The sequence below is a fragment of the Runella sp. MFBS21 genome (genome assembly GCF_029433105.1).
GTDB lineage: Bacteria > Bacteroidota > Bacteroidia > Cytophagales > Spirosomataceae > Runella.
This window is the reverse complement of the sequence record NZ_JARNTW010000004.1, coordinates 570,927-588,572: the sequence shown is the minus strand read 5'-3', so window position 1 is coordinate 588,572 and position 17,646 is coordinate 570,927. Positions and strand designations below refer to the sequence as shown.

Genomic DNA, 17,646 nt, shown 5'->3' with positions numbered 1-17,646 from the left:
TTTTAAGGGCGAAACCGCAGCCCTATCTCCAAAGGTAAGTGGTCCGATTTGGTCGGCTTTTCTATCCTAAAACTAGTGGTCTCCAACAAAGAATTGGTCAAACAATGGTCAATTGGGATTCTCAATGGTAAAAAACTAGTAGGCCACGTAGGCTGTACTCCAAATCCCTGACGACTGTTCATTAGGCGTGTGTCTGCAATAAAAGATTCATAAAAAACCGACCAAGGTGTGACATTCAAATCCCCGATTATCATAGTTGGATTTTTCTCTCGTTTTATGATTTCTGCCATTTGTTTTAACTGCTGATTACGTATCAAAAAATCTTCCTTCCAAAGAGGATTGTAGGCATGACAAGCAATAATAGTCAACGGCTTTCCCCGTACTTGGGTTGTAAGACGCATCATACCTTTGGTACTGAAGGCTACCACCGTATCCAATACAACTGGAACTTGACTTCTGATGACGACTCTAGTATTTGCTTTGGCCAATACATCAAATCCATAAGGGTATTGCTTTCCTAAAGTACTATCTAAATGCCGGATAAATGTAGGAGTAGCTTCGTTAATAGAAATAAACAAAGGCTTATTGCTCAGGATACGATTGGTGATCAAAGCATAATCCTTGTTTTTATAAAGTATGTTGGCATGATAAATCCTAAAATCTGCCGTCGTAGTGCTATTTGCTTTCGCATAATCTAACCAAGGCATCACAAACCATCCATTAAGACCCAATGAAAATAAAGCGGGTAATAAATAAAATGCGTCTCTACGTTTTTTTTGATATAAGTATCGCCCTAAAAACCATAAACTAACTCCCAAACTCAATAAAAAGTACTGAACTCGAAAGCTAGCAAAATGGTCAAGCCACCGACTATACCATCCCAAAAAGCCTAAAAGCGAAGCCACGACCACCATCCAAACTACAAGAAAAAGCGCTTTGTTTAGTATCCGTACCATTCACCCCACCATTTTTGCAATTGTTTACGGATTTCATTTTCACGAGGGTTTTGACCTGGCTGATAGACTTGTGTTCCTTTCAATTCATCAGGCAAAAAATTCTGTTCAGCAAAATTACCTTCATAATTGTGCGAATATTGGTAATTTTTACCATAGCCAATCTCTTTCATAAGTTTGGTGGGAGCATTGCGTAAGTGCAGCGGGACGGGCAAATGAGCCGTTTTTTCGGCCAACGCCAACGCTTCATCAATGGCCAAATAACTGGCATTACTTTTGGGAGAGGTCGCTAAATAAATCACTACTTGCGACAAAATGATTCTACTTTCAGGAAACCCAATCGCTTTCACTGCTTGCAAGCAAGCATTGGCCATGATGATGGCGGTGGGGTTGGCATTGCCAATGTCTTCCGAAGCCAAAATCAACATTCGTCGAGCAATAAATTCGGGGTCTTCACCAGCATGAATCATCCTTGCCATCCAATAAAGTGCCGCATTGGGATCACTGCCTCGCATTGATTTGATAAAAGCCGACGCAATATCATAATGCTGTTCGCCCGACTTGTCATAGCGGGCCAAGTTTTGTTGAGCAACTTCCGTCACCGATTCGTCGGTGACTATTATCGTTTCTTCACTAAAATGCGCATTGACCACTAGCTCAAATAGATTAAGAAGTTTGCGCCCATCTCCCCCCGAAAGACGCAACAAAGCATCATAAGACTCAAATTGGATTTGCTTCTTTTTTAGCACTTCGTCTCTTTCGGCGGCCTGATGTAGCATTCTAATCAGGTCATCTTTGGAAAGCGTATCTAGGATATACACTTGGCATCTCGACAACAAAGCTGAGTTCAGCTCAAAAGAGGGGTTTTCGGTAGTAGCCCCAATGAGCGTGATTTGGCCTTTCTCAACAGCCGCTAGCAAAGCATCTTGTTGACTTTTGTTATAGCGATGGATTTCGTCAATAAAAACAATCGGCGAAAACAAGCCCGACGAGCGTCCCAAAACCTCACGTAGTTCTTTCACCCCAGAGCTAATGGCACTTAAAGGATAGAAAGGGCGCTTGGTAGATTCGGCAATTAAAAGTGCTAGGGTTGTTTTGCCAACACCAGGCGGCCCCCACAAAATCATGGAAGGCACCAAATTGTGTTGAATGGCTCGTCGTAATGCTCCCTGTGAACCAAGGAGTTTTGACTGACCAATGAAATCATCAAGCGACCGGGGACGCATTCTTTCCGGAAGAGGAGCAATCATAGAGCAAGGCGGTTAATAGTGGCACAAAAATACCAACGCCCGTAGAGATTTTCTACGGGCGTTGGTGTAAATCTTTTAACTATACTACTTTTTATACTGTCACGCGCTCCATGCTGAGTTGTTTTTTCATGCTAGTTAAAGCACCAAAAACAAGGTTGTAAACCGATTGAATGTTGATTTTCATGAAGTTAGAAATTTCTTCGTTTGTCATATTCACATAAAACTTCAAGAAAATAGCTTCCCGTTGACGACGAGGCAATTTTTCCATTGCTTCGTTTAAGTTACGGTTTGTTTGGAGGTACTCCTCTTGTGCAATCACATACGACTCCGATGATGCCGTATAAAGATGATGATACTCCAAGGGGATTTCTTCACTACTCGTATTTTTTTGTTGAGCGTTGAGATGTCTTACCAATTTACGTTTGATAGACGCCATCAAATAATAACGCACCGACGTGGTATCGCCAAGCGTGTGGCGATGTTGCCAAAGTTCCACAAACAAATCGTGGATACAATCTTTAATCAGGGCTTTATCAGCGCTAAACTGAGTACAGTAGTTGTACAGTAGTTGAACATAGCATTGATAGAGTCTTGCAAAAGAGGCTTCGTCGTCTTGGCGGAACTGATTCCAGAGAGTCACCTCTTCGTGTGTAGTTAGATGAAACCGGGGCATTGGGTGGAGGGGTTTGGGGTTTAGAAACAATCACAGCCCAAATGTAATTTTCTTTATAATAAGTTGCAAAATAAAAAGTGTTTTTTTTACAATTAATTAAAGAAAATATAATTTGGTAAAACTAAACTTTTGCCCATCAAAAAGCCCTAAATCACTCATTTTCAACGAAGGAATCACTAAAAGCCCCATAAAAGAAAGGGTCATAAAAGGAGATGCCAAAGAAGAAGAAAGTTGTTGCTTAACAAAATTATCTATTATGGTATATTTTTCTGCGACTTCATATCCGTCTTTATCCGACATTAACCCTGCAATCGGCAAAGGCAATTCAAGCGCTTTTTGGAATATACTTTCTACCGCACTGATACCGCCTTGCGAATCAATCACTAGGTTGATAGCACGCGCAAGGCTTTCATCATCGCAGCCCACTGCAATGATATTGTGAGAATCATGCGCTACCGACGACGCAATAGCTCCCTGTTTCAAACCAAAGTTTTTGATAAACCCTACTGCCACGGGGGCAGCTTGATAACGATTGACCACCGCTATTTTCAAAATATCGCGCTCAGTATCAGACACTATACACCCGTCTTCAATCAGAGCAGCTATCTCTAGAGCGTTTGTAATGAGCTGCCCTTCGAGAGCTTCTATTACTTGTATTGTCACTGACGCCGCCGGTGCTTCTAGTCTTAAATCAAGAGGAGAAATACGGCGACAATCAAACTGATTGACGATAGGGCTACGCAAATCAGGTAAAAATGTGATGCCATTTTCGGCCACTTTCTCTCCGTTGATGTAGGTCGATAAAACATTGAAATCTTGTAAATTATCAACCAAAATAAAATCAGCGGGATCGCCTTCTCTCAGCAAGCCTACAGAGAGGCGATAATGCAATACGGGATTGAGACAAGCAGCCCTAAGTACATCAAACAACGCAAAGCCCTTGGCTAAAGCACGCTTTACGAGCTGATTGATATGCCCTTCTACAAGATTGTCGGGATGCTTATCGTCCGAACAAAACATGAGCCTATTGGGATATTGACTCATGAGCGGAATCAAGGCTTCAAAGTTTTTGGCCGCACTCCCTTCTCTAATCAATACATAGCTAAGTCCTAGCTGAAGCTTTTCGTGAGCTTCGTCGTAGGTAAAACACTCATGGTCGGTAGTGATGCCTGCTTCTATGTATTTTTTAGCGTCTTGTCCACGTAAGCCTGGCGCATGACCATCGATAGGTTTATTGAATGCTTGTGCCAACCTTATTTTCATCATTACATCTTCTTGTTCATAAAGCACTCCCGGAAAATTCATCATTTCGGCTAGATAGCCAATTTCCTTCATCGAAAGTAATTTACGGACATCTTTGGGAGAAATAACCGCCCCCGCAGTTTCGAAAGTAGTAGCCGGAACACAAGAAGGGGCCCCAAAACAAAACTTAAACGGCACTTGACGCGCATCTTCTATCATATACTCCACTCCTGCCACTCCTAATACATTGCCAATCTCATGGGGGTCTGATACCGTAGCAACGGTACCGTGTACCACGGCTAAGCGCGCAAATTGCGCAGGAGTGAGCATGGAGCTTTCGATGTGTACGTGCGCATCCACAAAACCTGGCATGATATAAGAAAAATCCTCCTGCTCCTCTCCTATTATTTTTACACTTACGATTCGCTTATCTACGACCTGTATTTCGGCCAAATTAATGGTATGATCAAAGAGATTGAGTAAATTGGCCGTTAGAAACATCATTCAATGGGGTGTTAAGGGTCTACGATAATCTAAAAATATAATTTTATGTATTGCGGTACAAATTATGATTTGTTTTGCTGATACTCATAAGGTAATTTCCGTCAAAGTTTCCCTACTTATTAGCTCGACAATCAAAAATAAATCATGTTTTCTAAATTTCGCTTACCTATGATTATCGTCCATACTCCTTTTTTGTGGGTAGAAGGTCTCACTTTTTTTCCTTGGGTATTTTGTCGCGACAACAATCCCCCCCGATGGCTTCTCAATCATGAGCGAATCCACTTACGCCAACAACTCGAAACAGGGATTTTACTTTTTTATATTTGGTATATACTTGAATACCTTGTTCGACTCATTCAGTATCGGCATCGGTATCGTGCTTATCGCAATATCAGTTTTGAGCGTGAAGCTTATACAAATGATAAAAACCCTCATTATCTCTCAACACGACGCCCTTGGGCTATGCTAAAATATTTTTGACCGAATTTATAAAAGCAAACAAATCCCTAAATTTGTCTCAACCTATCTTGTTTTACCTACCTAAACCACTCAACGTATTTGATGAAATTTTTACTTCTTTTTTTATGCCCTTTTTTGGCATTTTCGCAAGCTGATTCTCCTTATAAAGTCAGTTTTACAAATGAAAAAATAAAGATTGATGGTATTTTGGACGAGGCAGTTTGGCAAAATATTGAACCAATGGGTGAATTTTGGCAATACTTCCCTTCTGATACCCTCAAAGCTCAACACCGTACAGAAGTCAAAATGACTTATGATAACAAGTACGTCTACGTCAGTGCCAAATGCTATACCCGCAACAAAAAATTTGTCATCCTTTCTTATCGCCGCGATTATCGGGCAGGCGGCAACGACAATGTTACGTTTATCTTCGATACCTTCAACGACCGCACCAATGCCTTTCTTTTTGGGATGAATCCCTTAGGAGTCATGCGCGAAGCACTGCTGTACAATGGCGCTACCGACAACTCTTTCTTTAGTGAGTTTTGGGATAATAAATGGGTCGGAGAATCCAAAATCTATGATGATTACTGGACCACTGAGGTAGCTATTCCTTTTACTACCCTTCGCTTCAAGGACGCCACCCAACAATGGCTTTTTAAAAGTTATCGGTTTGATACCCAAATCAACGAAAACAGTACGCTAATACGCATTCCCCAAAATCAAATCATCATGAACTTGGGGTATTCAATTCCTGTCGTTTTTGAAAAACCTCTCAAAAAACCCGGTGCTAATATTTCTTTGATTCCGTACATTGCCGCGGGTACAGGTCGTGACTTTGTCAACCCCGACAATCCCAACAACGGCAGTAGGCTTAATTTTGGAGGTGATGCCAAAATCGGCGTTACTTCTGGGTTGAATCTTGACCTGACTATTAACCCTGATTTTTCGAATGTCGAAGCCGACCGCCAAATCATCAACCTTACGCGTTTTGACATCAACCTTCCCGAACAAAGGCAGTTTTTTCTCGAAAACTCCGATTTATTTTCGGGCTTTGGGAGCTATGTTATCAATCCTTTCTTGCCACCTCAGAGCAATTTGGGTGGAGCTGGAAATCAGATTATCAGCCCCTTTTTTTCGCGTCAAATCGGAATTGCCAAAGATTCAACGACAGGCTTGGGCGTTCCAAACCGCATTTTATATGGAGCACGACTGAGCGGAAAAATAGATGATAATTGGCGCATTGGCCTTCTCAATACCCAAACCGCCGACGATGCTTTTAAGGGGATTTCGGGGGTCAATTTTACGGTAGCTTCTATCCAACGAAAAGTATTTAGTAGGTCAAATATTGCAGGAATTTTTGTCAACAAACAGACCCTTCATCCCGATATTAGCCCCAATCTCACGCCCTTCAATCGGGTAGGCGGTTTGGAATATAACTTCACCTCCCGCGATAGCCGTTGGCAAGGCAAGGCTTTTTACCACCAATCTTTCAGCGAAAGCAAGCCAAAAGATGCCTTTGCCAATGGGTTTTCGTTGATGTACAGTGTACTCAAGTATACTTTTCGATGGGCGCACGATTGGGTCGGAAAAGGATACGATGCCGAAGTTGGTTTTGTACCTCGCAAAGATTACTTCCGTATCAACCCTACCCTTGGTTTTTCTTTTTATCCGCGCACAAAGCTCGTCAACCGCTACAGTGTGGGAGTCGCGCTCGAACAATACACCATGCCCAATGTAGGAGTGACAGACCGTACTGCGGGTCCTTTTCTATCGATGTTTTTCAATAGTTCGGCTCGAATGCTATTTTCGGTCAATCAAAATTACACCTATCTTTTCTCCGATTTTGACGCCCTTCGTAGCAATGGAAAGCTCCCTTCGCTTAAAAAAGGAGAAGGCTATACTTACTACAACGCCTCGCTCAACTACTTCTCAGACCAACGCAAAAAGTGGTGGCTTTTTGCCCAACCCCTCATCGGACAGTATTATAACGGCACCATTATGAGCTTGGCGGGGTCGCTCAACTATCGTTATCAGCCCTATATCGCCTTGGCTATGAATTTCACCTACAATCGAATCGATCTTCCGATTGGGAAAAACAATGTATTTTTGGTGGGGCCTCGCCTTGATTGGACTTTTTCTAAATCCGTTTTTTTAACTACCTTTTTACAGTACAACAGTCAGTTTGAAAACATGAACATCAACACGCGTTTTCAGTGGCGTTTTGCTCCGGTTTCGGATTTCTTTTTGGTATATATCGACAACTACAATACTACAAATGGCCAATCGCGCAACCGCTCCATTCAGGCAAAAGTCACCTATTGGTTTAATTTATAAGAAATAAATGAATCACAGCACTTTATCAACCATAGGTTTAGGAATGGCGTCTATCGGACGGCCGCATTATATCAACATCAAACAAGAGAAAGTTGTCAGTAAAGATTTGGATGCTTTCTGGCAACAAGGCTGGCACGCACTTGACCATGCTTACGCCGCTGGAATCCGCTATTTTGATACTGCTCCGGGATATGGATTTGCCGAAAAACTCCTTATTGATTGGCTTCGGCAAAACCAGCACCAAGATCTAGAAGTGGCAACCAAATGGGGATATACTTATACTGCAAACTTTGATATCAATGCCCCCCTTCATGAACTTAAAGAGCATACTTTAAGCAAACTCAACCAACAATGGCAACAGTCGCAAGCCCTTCTACCTTACCTTAGTACTCATCAAATACACTCGGCTACGCTCGAAAGTGGTGTCTTGGAAAACCAAGAAGTTTTACATCGACTGGCTGAATTGAAAGAACAACATCACTTAAAAATCGGGCTTTCGGTAAGTGGAGAAGAGCAGCTTGCCATTCTACAAAAAGCGCTTGCCATACAAATCAACGGTCTGGATTTGTTTGATGCTTTTCAAATGACTTATAATATTCTTGACCAAAGTGTGGCTGAAATCATCCCTGAACTTCATCAAAAAAACAAACGAATTATCGTAAAAGAAGGATTAGCCAACGGGCGTCTTTTTCCCACTACTCGCTATCCACATTATAAATCTTTGTACCAAATTCTCAATCATTTAGCCACCTCTTATGGCGTAGGCGTAGATGCCATAGCTTTGCGGTTTAGTTTTGAGATGTTGGCTCCCTGTATCGTATTGAGTGGCGGATATACGCCTCGGCAAATTGACGAAAATCTCCAAGCCCTTGATTTTAGTTTTACTCAAAATGAGTTAGAAATTCTTAAAACATTTGCCGTTTCTCCTGGGCCTTATTGGCAAGAAAGGAAATCCCTTCAATGGAACTAAAACGGCCTTTCATAAATCGCCTTTTAGCCTCTAAAACAAAGCACACAAGCCCGTCCATACAAACAATCCTGACGAAGTCGCTGTTATTCGACTAATCTAACGTAATTTTGCAAACCAATTGAGTATTGAGTAGTTGGGAAAACGTATGGACCTCATGTTGGCACCCTACTTTTTACTGCTCAATATGCTATATTCAATATTAATTTTTTGATGAAACACATCCGTAATTTCTGCATTATTGCGCATATTGACCACGGCAAAAGTACCTTGGCCGACCGCTTGTTGGAGTTTACAAAGACCGTCACCGACCGTCAGATGCAAGCCCAACTCCTCGACGACATGGACTTGGAGCGCGAGCGGGGGATTACCATCAAGAGTCATGCGATTCAGATGGATTACCTCTATAAGGGAGAAAAATACACCCTCAATCTGATTGACACACCCGGCCACGTTGACTTTAGCTACGAAGTTTCGCGGTCTATTGCCGCTTGTGAAGGCGCGTTGCTGCTGGTAGATGCCTCACAAGGCGTAGAAGCACAAACCATTTCTAACCTCTACTTGGCGATGAACCAAGGGTTGGTGATTATTCCTGTCTTAAACAAAATCGACCTGCCCGGTGCCATGCCCGAAGAAGTCAAAGACGAAATGGAAGACCTCCTTGGCTGCGACCGCGACGACATCATCCCTGCTTCGGGCAAGGCGGGTATTGGTATCGAAGACATTTTGAATGCTATTGTTGAACGTATCCCCGCTCCCAAAGGCAATCCCGACACCGAGCTTCAAGCCCTTATCTTCGATTCTGTATTTAATTCATATCGCGGGATTGAAGTAATCTTCCGCGTTAAGAATGGAAGTATCCGAAAAGGAGATAAAGTAAAATTTGTGGCGACAGGTAAAGAATACATCGCCGATGAAATCGGCACCTTGCGCCTCGACAAACAACCCAAAGATGTGGTCGAATGCGGCGACGTGGGTTATTTGATTTCGGGAATCAAAGTGGCCCGCGAAGTAAAAGTTGGAGATACGATTACGCACGTAGAAAAACCTTCTAAAGAACCTATCAAAGGTTTTGAAGAAGTAAAACCAATGGTATTTGCGGGGCTGTATCCGGTCGAAACCAGTGAGTTTGAGGAAATGCGCGAAGCCATGGAAAAGCTACAGCTCAACGATGCCTCGCTCGTATGGGAACCCGAAACCTCGGCGGCGCTTGGGTTTGGTTTCCGCTGTGGTTTCCTCGGAATGCTACACATGGAAATCGTACAGGAGCGTCTCGAACGTGAGTTTGACATGACGGTTATTACCACGGTCCCTTCCGTAAAATTCAACGTCATTACCACTAAGGGGGCGATTTTGGAAGTAAGTGCGCCTTCCGAAATGCCCGAGCCTAATTATATAGAGTGGATTGAGGAGCCTTTCATCAAAGCGCAAATCATCACAAAGTCGGAATACATCGGCCCTATTCTCAAACTTTGTATGGACAAGCGGGGCTTGCTCAAAAGTCAAAACTATCTCACTGCCGACCGCGTCGAATTGGTGTTCGAAATGCCTCTAGCCGAAGTTGTGTTTGACTTTTTTGACAAACTCAAAACCATCTCACGTGGGTACGCCTCACTCGACTACGAACTTCTCGACTATCGAGAATCTGATATGATCAAACTCGACATCATGCTCAACGGCGACGGAGTAGATGCGCTATCGGCGATTGTACACCGCACCAAAGCCTACGAATGGGGCAAAAAACTTTGCGAAAAATTGCGCGAATTGATTCCTCGTCAGATGTTTGAGATTGCGATTCAGGCCGCTATTGGCCAAAAAATCATCGCCCGCGAAACCGTCAAAGCCATGCGTAAAGACGTATTGGCGAAGTGTTATGGAGGAGATATTTCGCGTAAACGCAAGCTTTTGGAAAAACAGAAAAAAGGGAAAAAACGTATGCGCCAAGTAGGTAGTGTAGAAATTCCCCAAGAGGCATTTATGGCAGTGTTGAAAATTAATTAAGATAACTTATGTAAAGTTTTGTGACTTTACAGAGGTATTTTTAGTGTTTCTGCTAATTTTGAAACTCAAAACATAAAGGAACCCATCCATATTCATATCTCACTCATATGGCAGAAGTAATCCGAATGCCCAAGATGTCTGATACCATGACCGAAGGGGTCATTGCAGCTTGGCACAAAAAAGTAGGAGATGTAATCAAATCAGGTGATATTATCGCCGAAGTCGAAACCGACAAAGCCACCATGGACTTAGAGTCATACCAAGAAGGTACTCTTCTGTACATTGGTGTCGAAAAAGGCGCCGCTGTACCCGTAGATGGTATTATGGCGATTGTAGGAGCACCCGGCGAAGATTATAAAGCCCTTCTCGACGGGGGAGCTTCCGAAACTCAATCCACACCTGCGGCGGCTCCCGCCGAACAACCCGCTCCAGCAGCCGAAGCTACACCAGCACCTACTGCTGCTCCAGCACCAGCCGCCAATGTAAATGCTACAGTAGTACGCATGCCCAAAATGTCGGACACAATGACCGAAGGAGTATTGGTAGCATGGCTTAAAAAAGTAGGAGATAAAGTAAAATCTGGCGACATATTGGCCGAAGTTGAAACCGACAAAGCTACCATGGAACTTGAAAACTATGAAGACGGTATACTCCTCTACATAGGTGCAAAAGAAGGTGAGGCGGTTCCAGTAGACGGAGTCATTGCTATCATTGGCGAAGAAGGGGCTGATTATCAAGCGTTGCTCAATGGAGGTAGTGCACCTGCTGCGACTCCCGAAGCAGCACCAGCACCCGCGACTCCCTCAGCTCCTGCGGCGGCTCCACAAACCTCTGACAATGGCTCTGATGCTCGTGTCAAAGCTTCGCCATTGGCCAAAGCACTAGCCAAAGATAAAGGAGTAGATTTAACCAAAATCACGGGTAGTGGAGAAGGTGGTCGGATTGTCAAAAAAGACATTGATGCTGCTCAAGCAGCTCCTGCGCCAACCGCAGCCACATCGGCACCAGCACCGGCTGCCGAAAAAGCAGCTCCTGCTCCAGCACCGGCCCCTGTCGGCGACTATGAAGATATCCCAGTATCTCAAATGCGCAAGACTATCGCTCGTCGTCTCAGCGAAAGTCTCTTCACAGCGCCGCATTTTTACCTTACTATGGAAATCACCATGGATAAGGCGATGGAATTGCGCGGTAAAATCAATGAGGTAAGCCCTGTCAAAATTTCATTCAACGACATGGTAATCAAAGCAGCGGCTCTAGCCCTCAAACAACACCCCGCCGTCAACTCAGCGTGGTTGGGCGACAAAATCCGCCGCTATCATTACGTCAATATCGGTGTAGCAGTAGCCGTAGATGAAGGTCTGCTTGTACCTGTCGTACGTGATGCTGACAAAAAAGTACTTTCGCTTATTGCAGGAGAAGTAAAAGATATGGCCGCCAAAGCCAAAGATAAAAAACTCCAACCGAAAGATTGGGAAGGCAATACGTTCTCTATCTCCAACTTAGGGATGTTTGGCATTGACGAATTTACGGCTATCATCAATCCCCCAGACTCTTGTATCATGGCAGTAGGAGGAATCAAAAAAGTAGCCGCTTTCAAAGAAGACGGCACGATTTATCCTACCAATATCATGAAAGTAACCCTCTCATGCGACCACCGCGTAGTGGATGGGGCTACAGGATCGGCGTTTTTACAAACTTTCAAGAAATTGTTAGAGAATCCGCTAGGCATGTTAGTATAATCTTGTTTGATATACTATCCCTCTCCTAGTCGATTTGCTAGGAGAGGGATTTTTTATGACTATCAGATTGTTTCACTCCAAACAAACTCGATTACATTTAGTAGTCCACTGAACAGTTACGATTAAAAAATATGCAAAAAATTCATGCTACCACCGTCGTAGGAATCCTTCATAATGGAGAGGTCGTACTAGGTGCCGACGGGCAAGCCACTATGGGCAATACCGTCGCCAAAAGTAATGTTCGCAAAGTCAGAAGCTTGGCCGGTGGAAAAGTAGTCGCGGGCTTTGCAGGCTCTACTGCCGATGCTTTTACCCTCATGGAGCGTTTCGAAGAAAAACTCAACGCCTATGGTGGGAATCTTAAACGCGCCGCCATCGAACTTGCCAAAGACTGGCGCACCGACCGTTTTTTACGCAAACTCGAGGCCATGATGATTGTAGCTGCCAAAGGGGAAATGCTTGTCATTTCAGGTACGGGCGATGTTTTAGAACCCGACAATCAAGTAGCTGCTATCGGCTCGGGAGCGATGTATGCTCAATCAGCGGCCTTGGCACTCAAAAAACACGCCACTCACCTTTCGGCCGAAGAAATGGTAAGAGAAAGTCTTCATATTGCGGCGGATATTTGTATTTATACTAACCACAACTTGGTAGTAGAAAAAGTCAAAGAATAATATCACAAGACTTCAAACAAAAAGGGAAGACGCATCGGTGTCTTCCCTTTTTGTTTGAAAATAGCTGTAAGGGTCAAATATTTCATGGCTGTTAATACATTCTCAAAAATGGTGAAATGATAAGTGGGTTGGTAAAAAAAGTGATAAACTACCTTATTCTAGGGGTTAATCTATCTAAACTCCTCAAAAGAGTTGGTACTTACAAAAAAGGGGTTGGCATTCCTAAAAAACCAAGTCATACAAAATCCTTTTTCTGAATTGGCGAATCCCTCCAAAAGCCCAGATATTTGTCAAACTTTACCAATAAATAATGGAAAATTCCCGCTGACATGAATCGATGGTGGAAAAAATATTGGTGGCATTGTGCCCTATGGATAAGCTTGGTCATAGCCCAACTAATCCAAGATTATGTTGCCTACAGCAGTCTCATCAATGATATTGGATGGGGACAGGAGTTTTTCTGGATTGGAATTGTGGTAAGTGGCGGAATCGTTTCGGTGTATGGTTATGGCTACCTTTTGTCTTTATTCAACTGGCGAAAACATGTCTTTCCTTTTATAGCGGTTACGTTGGCATTCATATTCGTATTTCCGTTATGGCAAGGTATCTGGCGTTCTTACCTTGCCACCTTATTTTTCGATAATTCTACCCCTTCGATTAGCCAACTAACTCATTTTTCTTTTATTTTTTTTACTTCTATTACGCGAGGTTGGGCATTTGTAGGTCTAGGTTTTGTAATAGCTTTTTACAACGATTATCTGAATTCTCAACGACAAAAACAGCTTTTTGAGAAAACGGCTCTTTCGGCCGAATTAGATTCCCTTAAAAACCAGATTAATCCTCACTTTTTGTACAATACACTCAGTTATTTATACGCACAAGCACGCCCCTTGTCTCCTCAGCTCAGCGAATCTATTCTGATTCTGTCAGACATGATGCGATATAGCCTTCACCAAACCGACGAACAAGGCCTTGTATTGCTCGAAAAAGAAATAGAACATATCAACAATTATATTCAAATCCATCAACTTCGTTTTGATAACAAACTAGCTGTCAATTTTTCTACAGAAGGCAATTTGGCTCGCAAACGCATCTTGCCTTTGGTACTGATTTCGTTTGTTGAAAATGCTTTCAAACATGGAAAAACAGGCGATCCCCATCATCCTATTACTATCGAACTTCGTGTAGGGGAAGATTCTTCGCTATGGTTTAGCATTAAAAATCGCAAATCTGAAGGGCCTAAAGAACATTCGAGTGGGATTGGCTTACAAAATGTGCGACGACGCCTAGAACTAGTTTATCCCAATCAGCATCAACTTCACATCTCCAATACAAATGCCCTTTTTGAAGTAAGCCTCTCTATCAAAAAAGTCTGATTATGGCCAACAATCCCTACCTTTACGGTTCAGATAACCTAGAAAGTATGCCAAGCCTCCGCTGCCTTGCCATCGATGACGAACAACACGCCCTCGATATTTTGATTGATTATACCGCCAAAATCCCTTCGTTAGAGCTTATTGCTGCCACTACCAATGCCATTGAAGCATTTCAACTGATTCAAAAGAGTAAAATCGACCTTATTTTTTTGGATATCCACATGCCCGAGCTTACGGGGATTCAGTTCTTAAAACTCTTGGGAAGCCAAACCAAAGTCATTTTGTGTACGGCATATCCCCAGTATGCCTTAGAAGGATATGAGCTTGATATTGTCGATTATTTGCTCAAACCCTTTCGTTTTGACCGTTTTCTGAAAGCCGTCCAAAAAGCGCAAACCCTCATTGAAGCAGAACACAGCGACTCCAAACCCGACACTGCACCTGATACTACGACGTTGTTGGATGATTATATTTTTGTCAAAACCGAAACCAAAGGAAAACTCTTAAAAGTCAATCTGGGAGCTATTCGTTATATCGAGGGGTTGGGCAATTATGTATCCATATTTACCGACGACAAGCGCATTATAACTCTACTCACTATCAAGGAATTGGAGGAAAGATTACCCAAGCCTTACTTTTTGCGAGTTCACAAATCTTATATTGTGGCTACTGCCAAAATTCAAGGTATAGACGGCAACCAAATCCTAGTTTCGGAAGGTCACATTCCTTTGGGAGACACTTACCGAGAGTTGTTTTTTGCTACCTTACAAGAAAAAATCGTTTCTTCTAAGAAATAATTCATCTTCCATTTTTAGGAAAAGAATTGTTGTTTTGCATCCTCAAAACGACTTTTCCGTCATTCATTCAATTAACAATATGAAGTATCTTATCGTAGGCTTGGGCAATATTGGCCCAGAATATGCTTTTACTCGTCATAACATTGGCTTTATGGTTTTGGACAGACTCGCTGCGCAGCACGATGTCAAGTTTTCGATGCAAAAACTAGCCTACACCGCCGAATTTAAGCATAAAGGTCGGCAGATATATCTTATCAAACCTACTACTTATATGAACCTCAGTGGTAAGGCCATTAGGTATTATATGGAAGCGTGGAAAATCCCCCTTGAAAATATTTTGGTCATTACGGACGAAATCCAACTGCCACAAGGAAAAATTAGAATTAAACCTAAAGGCTCCAACGGCGGTCACAATGGTCTTCGCAATATTGAAGAATTGTTGGGTACGCAAGAATACGCCCGTTTGAGATTTGGAGTCGGCAACGATTTTCCCAAAGGACAGCAGGTAAAATTTGTTTTAAGTAATTTTCCAGAAGATTCTTTCGAAGAATTACTCATCGATTTAGACCGCGCTGGAGATGCAATACTCAGTTTTTGTACTTTAGGATTACAGAACGCTATGAATAATTTCAATCAATGATTGTACTTTTTAAAGAATTTTGTTTTTTTGAAAATAAAAATTTTATATAAGTTGTATTATTCTAAGCAGAATAAAATTCTTTTAATATCAAAACAACTTCCAAATAAGTTCTATAAACTACTGACTTTAAGAAGTTTATTTAGAACAATCTTTCGATTCGTCAAAATTCAAAATTTGGATTTATAAAATTTATTCCGACCTTTGTATCGTTCAATCAGCGCAAGCAAATTGAACTTTAAGATGAAAACACTAGTTAAGTTTAATATATTTGTATAGAGACTAGGTTTTGGATTCTTTAAAGCTAAGCTAAATTAAAAAAGCAAAAAGTTTTTTTAAAAAACAGTGACTTTTTAGAATCAAAGCTCGTCTAAACTAGTAAGTTTCAAAGCTCAGTATTAAGTGTCATTTAGATTTAAAATACACGCTACAGAGCTTCTCAAAGTGGAACCAATCAGGCAGCTGAACGGTTTTTGAGATAGAGGAAAAGAATTTGAGAAAAAGATAGAATTAGTTTTTTCATGTAGAAAAGGTTAAGGGTTTAGGAATAGTCAGTATAAAGCCCCGCTCACGATAGCGGGGCTTTATCTTTTTAATGTTTTTCTTGCTTTTTATTTGCAAATTAAGCCTCTTTTGGGCATCTATCCGAAAGATTACAGGACAGAACTACACGAAAAAGGAATTGAACACCTACGTAAACAACGTTATCAGCGAAAGACAGGAATAGACGGATACTTTGTAAAAACGTATCCCCTAAAACTACACCAAATTTACGTAGTAGAGTGTAAACGTTGGTTGTTTGATTTTACGACAGATTCTTTTACCAAACGTTCAAAGGGCATTATCCAACTTAATTTTTAGAACTACGGAACAAATACAAGAGTTGATACTGAGCCACGAACAAAGAGCCGCCGCCGTTGCTAAACTATTTCAGTTGATTGAAATGGACACCGAAATCATCGACCAATACCGCGCCAACGGTATCAAGGATACCCACCTACGACAGTACATTGAGATAAGAAACACAAACCTTGAAAAGTTGAGCCAATTGTTAGACGCGCCCAAACTAAAGATTCACTTGACATTCAACAACGCCGCCTAATTCAGTCTCTCACAAAGTAATTTTGTTCGGTTTCGACTTATGATGCTGTCAGACAATATCAATATGTTGTTGACTCACAAAGTAATTTTGTTCGGTTTCGACCCGTTAGTATTTGATTATGATACCGAGGAAGAGGGCAATATCATAGTTCGTAAGCTCTTTATTGAATTTGATATGACTCAGATAGGGGAATAAATACACTGTTAAGTAAATAGTTTTATTTTTTACCCGCAGAAGTCCGCTGAATAATACAAACGCAAATTTTCGCCGAAAAAGGGGGCATATAGCCAATCATCTGCGTTTGTCCGCGATTTCAATCTGCGCCAATCCGCGGGTAAAGTTTAAAGAAACTTAGCTAACAATGTAATAAATACCTTTCATTAAAGGGAGCAAATTTGACTAAAAACGCAGCATATAAACACAAAAGACCCCTCAAAACGATAATTTTGAGGGGTCTTTTATTGTAGTTGTGGAGTCGGCGGGAGTCGAACCCGCGTCCAGAACAAGGAAACCGTACGCCTTCTACACGCTTAGTTTTGATTAGGTTTTCGAGCAAAAGTAAGGTTCAAAACAGACCTAAGCAATCGCCTTATTTGCTAGTGTCTCACCGCGTGTTAGCAACGTTAGCGCGGCCAGTCTCGCGTTTCGACGCCCCTTGACCCAACCAGCAAGACGGAGGTTGGAGAGACGATGGCTAATGCTTAATCACTCCGGATTAAGCAGCCATAGCGTAGCTATATTCGCCAGCTATTGTTTAAGCGTGTTTTTAACAGGACTCGCGCTCACGTCCCGACGTGCTTATACGTATTGCCTCAACTCGCTGTCAAAACCATGGCGACCCCAGAGCATTACGTGTTTGCCAATTAGGCTTTTGAGGAACAAGATTTTATTTGATAAAAGTTCATTAATAAGTAAAATTAATTTGTACTCAAAAT

General features: G+C 42.1%; 14 protein-coding genes and 1 other RNA gene. 10 read left to right on the top strand and 5 right to left on the bottom strand.

Translation table 11 applies throughout. The features are described from left to right. Positions 1-2: 2 nt before the first annotated feature. From P1X15_RS12740 to ade, 4 genes are all read right to left on the bottom strand, one after another. On the bottom strand, positions 3-956 hold the full coding sequence (locus P1X15_RS12740; protein ID WP_277338503.1) for an endonuclease/exonuclease/phosphatase family protein: 954 nt from the start codon (positions 954-956) through the stop codon (positions 3-5). Further along, the gene (locus tag P1X15_RS12735) at positions 941-2,203 is read right to left on the bottom strand and encodes a replication-associated recombination protein A (protein ID WP_277338502.1); all 1,263 of its coding nucleotides are present in this window, start codon (positions 2,201-2,203) and stop codon (positions 941-943) included. The genes P1X15_RS12740 and P1X15_RS12735 overlap by 16 nt, the downstream gene beginning before the upstream one ends. Before the next feature lie 91 nt (positions 2,204-2,294). Beyond that, the gene (locus P1X15_RS12730; RefSeq protein WP_028668663.1) at positions 2,295-2,876 is read right to left on the bottom strand and encodes an RNA polymerase sigma factor; all 582 of its coding nucleotides are present in this window, start codon (positions 2,874-2,876) and stop codon (positions 2,295-2,297) included. A 96-nt stretch (positions 2,877-2,972) separates the two neighbouring features. Beyond that, entirely contained in the window at positions 2,973-4,619 is a 1,647-nt protein-coding gene (gene ade, locus P1X15_RS12725) for an adenine deaminase (RefSeq protein WP_277338545.1), read from the bottom strand. A gap of 147 nt (positions 4,620-4,766) precedes the next feature. Here ade and P1X15_RS12720 point away from each other — a divergent pair, with 147 nt between their 5' ends. The 10 genes from P1X15_RS12720 to P1X15_RS12675 all read left to right on the top strand — a co-directional run bounded on the left by P1X15_RS12720 (position 4,767) and on the right by P1X15_RS12675 (position 16,711). Next, on the top strand, positions 4,767-5,102 hold the full coding sequence (locus P1X15_RS12720; RefSeq protein WP_277338501.1) for a hypothetical protein: 336 nt from the start codon (positions 4,767-4,769) through the stop codon (positions 5,100-5,102). Between the two features lie 81 nt (positions 5,103-5,183). Further along, positions 5,184-7,418 carry a DUF5916 domain-containing protein gene (locus P1X15_RS12715; protein WP_277338500.1) on the top strand — a complete coding sequence of 745 codons (2,235 nt, stop codon included), beginning with the start codon at positions 5,184-5,186 and terminating at the stop codon, positions 7,416-7,418. Between the two features lie 7 nt (positions 7,419-7,425). Next, positions 7,426-8,388 (top strand): aldo/keto reductase, encoded by a 963-nt coding sequence (locus tag P1X15_RS12710; RefSeq protein ID WP_277338499.1) that lies wholly within the window; start codon positions 7,426-7,428, stop codon positions 8,386-8,388. A gap of 210 nt (positions 8,389-8,598) precedes the next feature. After that, a complete protein-coding gene (lepA, locus tag P1X15_RS12705; RefSeq protein WP_277338498.1) occupies positions 8,599-10,386 on the top strand; it encodes a translation elongation factor 4 in 1,788 nt (595 codons plus the stop codon). Between the two features lie 107 nt (positions 10,387-10,493). Continuing rightward, the gene (locus P1X15_RS12700; RefSeq protein WP_277338497.1) at positions 10,494-12,125 is read left to right on the top strand and encodes a pyruvate dehydrogenase complex dihydrolipoamide acetyltransferase; all 1,632 of its coding nucleotides are present in this window, start codon (positions 10,494-10,496) and stop codon (positions 12,123-12,125) included. 131 nt (positions 12,126-12,256) lie between these two features. Then, positions 12,257-12,799 (top strand): ATP-dependent protease subunit HslV, encoded by a 543-nt coding sequence (gene hslV / locus P1X15_RS12695; protein WP_028668671.1) that lies wholly within the window; start codon positions 12,257-12,259, stop codon positions 12,797-12,799. A gap of 329 nt (positions 12,800-13,128) precedes the next feature. Continuing rightward, positions 13,129-14,175, top strand: coding sequence for a sensor histidine kinase (locus P1X15_RS12690; RefSeq protein WP_277338496.1), 1,047 nt, complete (start codon positions 13,129-13,131; stop codon positions 14,173-14,175). A 2-nt stretch (positions 14,176-14,177) separates the two neighbouring features. Next, entirely contained in the window at positions 14,178-14,972 is a 795-nt protein-coding gene (locus P1X15_RS12685) for a LytTR family DNA-binding domain-containing protein (RefSeq protein WP_277338495.1), read from the top strand. A 79-nt stretch (positions 14,973-15,051) separates the two neighbouring features. Then, positions 15,052-15,612, top strand: coding sequence for an aminoacyl-tRNA hydrolase (pth, locus tag P1X15_RS12680; RefSeq protein ID WP_277338494.1), 561 nt, complete (start codon positions 15,052-15,054; stop codon positions 15,610-15,612). 880 nt (positions 15,613-16,492) lie between these two features. Next, positions 16,493-16,711 (top strand): hypothetical protein, encoded by a 219-nt coding sequence (locus tag P1X15_RS12675; RefSeq protein WP_277338493.1) that lies wholly within the window; start codon positions 16,493-16,495, stop codon positions 16,709-16,711. Positions 16,712-17,178: 467 nt separating this feature from the next. On the opposite strand, the gene ssrA is transcribed toward P1X15_RS12675, so the two are convergent. Then, positions 17,179-17,553, bottom strand: a transfer-messenger RNA (tmRNA) gene (gene ssrA / locus P1X15_RS12670). Positions 17,554-17,646 lie beyond the last annotated feature (93 nt).